This is a genomic window from Acidiphilium sp. PM, assembly GCF_000219295.1.
GTDB lineage: Bacteria > Pseudomonadota > Alphaproteobacteria > Acetobacterales > Acetobacteraceae > Acidiphilium > Acidiphilium multivorum.
Genome location: NZ_AFPR01000402.1, coordinates 1 through 608, shown reverse-complemented (window position 1 = coordinate 608; position 608 = coordinate 1). Strand labels below are relative to the sequence as shown.

At 72.5% G+C, this 608-nt stretch carries 1 pseudogene; it reads left to right on the top strand.

Annotation, left to right across the window (positions count from 1 at the left end):
• Positions 1 to 608, top strand: a pseudogene (locus APM_RS13035) (glycosyltransferase); the annotation flags it as partial.

Sequence of the window (608 nt, the reverse complement as noted above, 5' to 3'; positions counted from 1 at the left end):
ATGAGGGTCGCCCAGCTGATGGCCGGTGCCGCGAATGGCGGCGCCGAACTCTTCTTCGAGCGGATGACGCTGGCGCTGCACGAGGCCGGCGAGGCGGTGCTGCCGGTGATCCGCCCCGATCCGGCGCGGATGAACCTGTTGCGCGCGGCGGGGCTCGACCCGGTTGGCCTGCGCTATGGCGGGCCGCTCGATTGTCTCACCCGCCCGCGCGCGGGGGCGGCGCTGCGCGGCTTCGGCGCCGAGGTGGCGATGGCCTGGATGAGCCGCGCCGCCTTTCACGCGCCGCGCGGCGACTGGGCGCTGGTCGGCCGGCTCGGCGGCTATTATCCGCTGAAATATTTCCGCCGCTGCGATCATCTGGTCGGCAACACGCGCGATATCGTGCGCTGGATCGGCGAGCAGGGCTGGCCGCGCGAGCGCATCGCCTATCTTCCCAATTTCGTGGCCGATTTCGCCGCCGAGGCGCCGGCCGCGCGCGAGGGGCTCGGCGTGCCGGCGGCGGCACCGCTGGTTCTCGCCCTCGGCCGGCTGCACGAGGTCAAGGGATTCGGCGATCTGATCCGCGCGATCGAGCCGGTTGCCGGCGCGCATCTGGTGATCGCCGGGGA